This is a genomic window from Pseudomonas sp. PDM22, assembly GCF_014851965.1.
In the GTDB taxonomy this organism is placed as follows: domain Bacteria; phylum Pseudomonadota; class Gammaproteobacteria; order Pseudomonadales; family Pseudomonadaceae; genus Pseudomonas.
In genome coordinates this window covers 1-212 of the sequence record NZ_JACVAR010000077.1, presented here as the reverse complement: position 1 = coordinate 212, position 212 = coordinate 1, and the positions used below count along the sequence as shown (strand labels likewise).

Annotated in this window: 1 pseudogene; it reads right to left on the bottom strand. The window is 64.2% G+C overall.

The annotated features are described in order from the left end of the window. A pseudogene (locus IB255_RS30730) lies at window positions 1-212 on the bottom strand (electron transfer flavoprotein subunit alpha/FixB family protein); the annotation flags it as partial.

The following is a 212-nucleotide window of genomic DNA, read 5'->3' as shown; positions in this document are numbered from 1 at the left end:
CGATGGCGTTACCGGCATAGATCGGACGCTTGAAGGTGTCGGCGCTGACCACTTCGATGATCTCGGAGATCTGGTCGACGTCCAGCAGAGCGGCGACGCGCGGCAGGAAGTTCTTGCCGTTGGTGGTGGCGGCGGCCAGCACGTGGCTGTAACCCTTGCCGAGCTCAGCGATCAGCGGAGCGACGTTCTCCGGCAGCTGGTGAGCGTAGGCA